The 6,124-nt window shown below is 75.8% G+C and carries 5 protein-coding genes and 1 pseudogene; 3 read left to right on the top strand and 3 right to left on the bottom strand.

Translation table 11 applies throughout. The features are described 5' to 3' along the window. Positions 1 to 784 (bottom strand): annotated as a pseudogene (locus tag EBN88_RS27810) (hypothetical protein); the annotation flags it as partial. A gap of 180 nt (positions 785 to 964) precedes the next feature. Between EBN88_RS27810 and radA the strand changes: the two are divergent. Both radA and disA read left to right on the top strand, forming a co-directional pair. Continuing rightward, positions 965 to 2,362, top strand: a complete 1,398-nt coding sequence (gene radA / locus EBN88_RS27805; protein ID WP_122399800.1) for a DNA repair protein RadA — start codon at positions 965 to 967, stop codon at positions 2,360 to 2,362. Between the two features lie 43 nt (positions 2,363 to 2,405). Next, positions 2,406 to 3,530 carry a DNA integrity scanning diadenylate cyclase DisA gene (gene disA / locus EBN88_RS27800; RefSeq protein WP_122399799.1) on the top strand — a complete coding sequence of 375 codons (1,125 nt, stop codon included), beginning with the start codon at positions 2,406 to 2,408 and terminating at the stop codon, positions 3,528 to 3,530. 120 nt (positions 3,531 to 3,650) lie between these two features. On the opposite strand, the gene EBN88_RS27795 is transcribed toward disA, so the two are convergent. Next, entirely contained in the window at positions 3,651 to 4,478 is an 828-nt protein-coding gene (locus tag EBN88_RS27795) for a hypothetical protein (protein ID WP_122399798.1), read from the bottom strand. Positions 4,479 to 4,625: 147 nt separating this feature from the next. Here EBN88_RS27795 and EBN88_RS27790 point away from each other — a divergent pair, with 147 nt between their 5' ends. Further along, on the top strand, positions 4,626 to 5,567 hold the full coding sequence (locus EBN88_RS27790; RefSeq protein WP_122399797.1) for an HhH-GPD family protein: 942 nt from the start codon (positions 4,626 to 4,628) through the stop codon (positions 5,565 to 5,567). Here the strand turns inward: EBN88_RS27790 and EBN88_RS27785 are convergent. Beyond that, the coding region (locus EBN88_RS27785; RefSeq protein WP_233581045.1) for an NADPH-dependent F420 reductase at positions 5,543 to 6,124 on the bottom strand (582 nt) is incomplete at its 5' end. The two genes, EBN88_RS27790 and EBN88_RS27785, sit on opposite strands and share 25 nt — an antisense overlap.

The raw sequence follows: 6,124 nt of genomic DNA, 5'->3' as shown, positions 1-6,124 counted from the left end.
GCCGGGGGGCGCGCACCACCGCGAGCCGCGCCCGGCCGGCGGGCGCGGTCCCCGGCCAGCCAAGCCCCGCCATGGCGCGCTGCGCCACCAGCCGGCAGGCCGGGCACTCGTCCACGTGGCGCACCAACTCCCGCCGCAGCGTGGGGCCGAGCAGCACCCGGCGGTCGTCGCCGGAGAGCGTGGCCATCGCCGGGCAGTGCGCCGAGTCGACGGCGGCCAGCGCGGCCGTGGTCCGCTCGACCTCGCAGGTCGCCGTGGTCAACAGGGCGCGCGCCGCCTGGTCGGTCAGCCGCAGCACCCGGGCCACCTCGGCCGGCGTCAGCCGGTGCCGCACCGCCAACTCCAGCGCCTCGCGCTGCTCGTGTGTGGTGCCGGCGGCCTCGGGCCAGGCCAGCATCGCCAGCTCCCGGCGCCGCTGCGCGTCCTCCCCGACGGCGCGCGGGCCGGCGCCCACGCCGCGTTCGCGCTGGAGCGTGAGCCGGCGCAGGCAGCACCAGCGCACCAGCGCGTAGAGCCAGGAACGCGCCACCCCCGGCGCCTCGGGCCGCCGCCCGCGCTCCTGCTGCCGCTCGGCCAGCGCCAACGCCTCGCCCAACGCCGCGATGGCGGCGTCGTGTTCGCACATCACGGAGAGGCAGTAGGTGAAGAGCCCGTCCAGGTCGGCGTCGGCATAGGCCGCCGGGCGCGCGACACGTCGGGCGCGCGGCCCCGGAGAGGCGGCGCGCCGGGGGCTCCTGTCCGACGACCCGGTCGGGGCCGAGGGCTGGGCGCGGCAGCTGGTCATCACCTGGTGACGGTAGGCTCCCGCCGGCCAACCGGCTTAGCTGGGCGCCCCAGGTTCCCCCCAACGGGTGAAGTCCGAGGAGCGGGCGCGACGTTCGGGGGCGCGCTCGGGGAGGACGGGGGAACGGGCGGCGGCGGGTGCCGGGTTCGGCTGTCAGTGGGCGGCGGTAGCGTTCCGCCCATGGCTCGTAAAGGTGACCGTCCGGCGTATCGCTGCACCGAGTGCGGCTGGTCCACGGGGAAGTGGCTGGGCCGCTGCCCCGAGTGCCACGCCTGGGGCACGGTCGAGGAGGTCGGTGGCACGCCCGCCGTGCGCACGGTCGCCGCGACGCGGGTGGCCACGCCCGCGCTGCCGATCGGGCAGGTGGACGGCGCGGCGGTGACGGCCAGGAGCACGGGCGTCCCTGAGCTGGACCGGGTGCTGGGCGGGGGCCTGGTGCCGGGCGCCGTGGTGCTGCTGGCGGGCGAGCCGGGCGTCGGCAAGTCCACGCTGCTGCTGGACGTCGCGGCCAAGGCCGCGTCCGAGGCCCGCCCCACGCTGTACATCACGGGCGAGGAGTCCGCGGGCCAGGTGCGGATGCGGGCGGACCGGATCGGCGCCATCGACGACCACCTGTATCTGGCGGCCGAGACCGATCTGGGCGCGGTGCTCGGCCAGTTGGACGCGGTCAGGCCGGCGCTGCTGGTGCTGGACTCGGTGCAGACGGTGGCCTCGGGCGAGGTGGACGGCGCGCCCGGCGGGGTGGCGCAGGTGCGGGAGGTCGCGGGCGCGCTGATCCGGGCGTCCAAGGAGCGCGGGATGTCCACGGTGCTGGTGGGCCATGTCACCAAGGACGGCGCCATCGCCGGCCCCCGGCTGCTGGAGCACCTGGTGGACGTGGTGCTGCACTTCGAGGGCGACCGGCACGCCAGGCTCCGCCTGGTGCGCGGCGTGAAGAACCGCTATGGCGCGACCGACGAGGTCGGCTGCTTCGAGCTGCACGACGAGGGCATCACCTCGCTCGCCGACCCCTCGGGCCTCTTCCTGACCCGCAGGGACGAGCCGGTGCCCGGCACCTGCCTCACGGTCACCCTGGAGGGCCGCCGCCCGCTGGTCGCCGAGGTGCAGTCGCTGACGGTCGACAGCCAGATCCCGTCCCCCCGGCGCACCACCTCGGGCCTGGAGAACTCGCGGGTCTCGATGATGCTGGCCGTTCTGGAGCAGCGCGGCCAGATATCCGCCCTGGGGAAGAACGACATCTACACGGCCACGGTCGGCGGCGTGCGGCTCTCCGAGCCGGCGGCCGACCTCGCGGTCGCCCTCGCGCTGGCCAGCGCCGCCAGCGCGACGCCCCTCCCGAAGAACCTGGTGGCCATCGGCGAGGTCGGGCTCGCCGGCGAGGTGCGGCGGGTCACCGGGGTGCAGCGGCGGCTGGCCGAGGCGTCCCGGCTGGGCTTCGGGCACGCGCTGGTGCCGGTCGACTCGGGCGAGGTGCCCGGGGACATGCGGGTGCTTGAGGTCGCCAATATCGGGGAGGCGCTGGGTGTGTTGCCGGCCTATCGGGCCCAGTCCCCGGGCCGGCAGAGGGCACGCCGGTAGACTCGGCGGCGCAGAAGCGCGGTTTCGTCCCCCGGAGGAGTCCATGGCAGCCAGCGACCGGCCGGCGAACCCCGGCAGGGCCGGGGGTGGCTCGGGAGCGGACAGCCTGCTGCGCGCGGCGCTCAGCGCGGTCGCGCCCGGCACGCAGCTGCGGGACGGCCTGGAGCGCATCCTCCGGGGAAACACGGGCGGCCTGATCGTCCTGGGAGTGGACCGCACGGTCGAGTCGCTGTGCACGGGCGGCTTCGTGCTGGACGTCGAGTTCACCGCGACCCGGCTGCGGGAGCTGTGCAAGCTGGACGGCGCGGTGATCGTGGACCGGGACATCTCCCGTATCGTGCGGGCCGGGGTGCAGCTGGTGCCCGACCCGTCCATCCCCACCGAGGAGACCGGCACCCGGCACCGCACCGCGCAGCGGGTCTCCATCCAGACCGGCTTCCCCGTGGTCTCCGTCAGCCAGTCGATGCGGCTGGTGGCGCTCTATGTCGACGGCCAGCGGCGGGTGTTGGAGGACTCCGGGGCGATCCTGTCCCGGGCCAACCAGGCGCTGGCCACCCTGGAGCGCTACAAGCTGCGGCTGGACGAGGTCGCCGGCACGCTCTCCGCGCTGGAGATCGAGGACCTGGTGACGGTCAGGGACGTGGCGGCGGTCGCGCAGCGGCTGGAGATGGTCCGCCGGATCGCCGTGGAGATCGCCGAGTACGTGGTGGAGCTGGGCACCGACGGCCGGCTGCTCTCGCTCCAGCTGGACGAGCTGATCGCCGGGGTCGAGCCCGAACGGCAGCTGATCGTCCGCGACTACCTGCCGGACTCCGGCGGCAAGCGTTCCCGCAAGGTCGGCACCGCGCTGGCCGAGCTGGACGGTCTCGGCCACGCCGAGCTGCTCGAACTGGCGCTGGTGGCCAGGGCGTTGGGGTACAGCGTCGCGCCCGAGTCGCTGGACACGGCGGTCTCGCCGCGCGGCTTCCGGCTGCTGGCCAAGATCCCCAGGTTGCCCGGGCTGGTCATCGACCGGCTCGTCGACCACTTCGGCGGCCTCCAGAAGCTGCTGGCCGCCAGCGTGGACGACCTCCAGGCGGTGGACGGCGTCGGCGAGACCAGGGCCCGTTCGGTCCGCGAGGGCCTCTCCCGACTGGCCGAGTCCTCGATCCTCGAACGCTACGTCTGATGCCCCGGGCCGCCGGGAGGGTCCCGCCGCCGCACCACACGGCCTCCGAGCGGGAGGCCGAGCCCTCGTCCTGAACGAGGACGACCCGTCACCAGGTCGGGCCCGTCGGCCTGGGTCGGCCTAGTCAGCCTCCAGCCGGAACGACGTCTGGGCGACCGGATAGCCGGCCAGCTGGGCCTCGGCCAGATAGGTGCCGGGCGAGGCGGCGGGGCCCGGGCCCGCGTCGCAGTCGGCCACCGAGTGGCGCAGGTCCCAGGTGACCGTGTGGTCGGCGGTGCCGCCGGCCGAGACGACCGTGGGCAGGGAGGCGGCGGCGGTCGGGCAGTCGGCGGACGACCAGACCTGGTCGTCCTCGTCGTCGGCGAGGGTGAGCGTCAACGACTGGTGGCCGAAGTCCAGTTGGCAGGGGGCCGCGCCGGCGTTCCGCGCGGTGAGGCGCAGCTCGGGGCGCTGCCCGGGGGCGTAGTCGTTGGCGTCGCTGCGCAGCGAGAGCGTGACCTCGGACGGGTCGCAGTCCGGCACTCCGCCGCCCGCGCCACCGCCGTCGTTCCCGCCGCTCTCCCCGTTGCCGCCGTCGTCCGTTCCGCCGGAGCCGGCGGAGCCCTCGTCGCCGCCGGCGGAGTCCGCGTCGCCGTTGCCGCCGTCGTCCTGGTCGCCGTCCGAGCCGCCCGCGTCGTCGCCCGGGTCGTCGGGGTCGTCCTCGTCGCCGTCCTCGCGGCCGCCCGGGCGCTCCTCGATCAGCGACTCCGAGGGCGTGGGCCCCGGGGTGATCGACGCGGCCGGCCCCCTGCCGTCGTCCTGGCCGGCCGGGTCGGCGCCGCCACCCGTCGAACGCACCGCCCAGAAGGCGAGCAGGAGCACCACCGCGAGCAGAAGCAGCACCACCGCCCTGCGGCGCCAGTAGATGGCGGAGGGCAACGGGCCGACAGGAGTTCGCAGTGATCCCACGCGGAAACCTTACGAGACTTCGGCCACACCCGAATGCCCCACCCTCGGCTTGCCAGGACACCGTTCCGTATCAACACTCCGCACCAACACGCGCGAGGCGCCGTCCGCTTTGTGCCGTGGCCCGCTCATGCCAGGATCGCCCTTGCCATGACTGCGACGACTGCGACGACTGCGACTGACACAGCGCCGGGCGGGGCGTCCCTCGGGACCGACCCCGTCGCCCTGCACGCGCCGGTGATCGAGTGGTTCCACCACAACGCCCGTGACCTGCCCTGGCGACGGCCCGAGGCCGGCGCGTGGGGCGTCATGGTGAGCGAGTTCATGCTCCAACAGACGCCGGTCAGCAGGGTGCTGCCGGTCTACGAGGAGTGGATGCGGCGCTGGCCGCGCCCCGCCGACCTGGCCGCCGAGCCGGCCGGCGAGGCGGTCCGCGCCTGGGGCCGCCTCGGGTACCCGCGTCGGGCCCTGAGGCTGCACGGGGCGGCGGCCGCCATAGCGGAACGGCACGGCGGCGAGGTTCCCACCGACCACCACCAGCTGCTGGCGCTGCCCGGCGTCGGCGAGTACACGGCGGCGGCGGTCGCCTCGTTCGCCTACGGACAGCGGCACGCGGTGCTCGACACCAACGTGCGAAGGGTCTTCGCCCGCGCCGTCACCGGCACGGAGTACCCCCCGAACGCGACGACGGCCGCCGAACGCAAGCTCGCCAGGCTGCTGTTGCCCGAAGAGCCGGCGACGGCGGCCCGTTGGGCGGCCGCCACGATGGAGCTGGGCGCGCTGTTGTGCACGGCGCGCACGCCGGACTGCGGGCGCTGCCCGATCCTGGAACAGTGCGCCTGGCGGCGCGCCGGCGCACCCGCGCACCAGGGGCCACCGCGCCGGGGCCAGACCTATGTGGGCACCGACCGGCAGGTGCGCGGCAAGCTGCTCGCCGTGCTGCGGGAGATGCCGGGGCCGGTGCCCCGCGCGGCGTTGGACCGGGTCTGGCACGACCCGGAGCAACGGTCGCGCGCGCTGGGCGGGTTGCTCAGCGACGGCCTGGTCGAGCGGCTGCCCGACGGGCGTTACCGGCTGCCGGGCTCCGACTGAGCGCCGCCGGGTGGGCCGGCCGCGTAGGCCAACGGCGGCAGCATCGCCCGCGCGTCCTCACCCGCGCCCACCCACAGCCCGATCACCAACGCGGCCGTCGCCTCCAGCAGTCCGGCCCTGGCCAGGCCGCCGCCGTTCTGCGGCACACCGCCGATGTCGCGCACCAGCCGGCCGACGGCGGCCACCGCCGCCGGGTCGTCCCCGGCCAGCGGCACCCCGAGCGGGACCCCGTCGAAGGCCGGCGGGGTCATCCGCCAGACGTCCTCGTGGCAGAGGTTGAACCCCTTCACCACCCGCGCGCCCGGCGCGGCCGCCGCGACCCGTTCGCCCATCGAGCGGCCGTCGCCCCCGGCCAGCACGAAGCCCTCCACCACCGGGTTGACGCAGTCCACCAGCACCCGCCCGGCGAGGGCGCCCTCGCCGGCACCGGCGGCGGCCAGCGCGTCGAAGACGCCCTCGGCGCGGATCGCGAGCAGCACCACCTCCCCGAACCGCGCCGCCTCGCCGACGTGCCGGCCTCGGCGCCGGCCCCGAGCCGCGCCGCGAGCGCCGCGGCG

This window comes from Streptomyces triticirhizae (assembly GCF_003696235.1).
Classification (GTDB): Bacteria; Actinomycetota; Actinomycetes; order Streptomycetales; family Streptomycetaceae; genus Streptomyces; species Streptomyces triticirhizae.
Note: the sequence above shows the minus strand (reverse complement) of the source record. Positions and strands in the feature narration are given on the sequence as shown.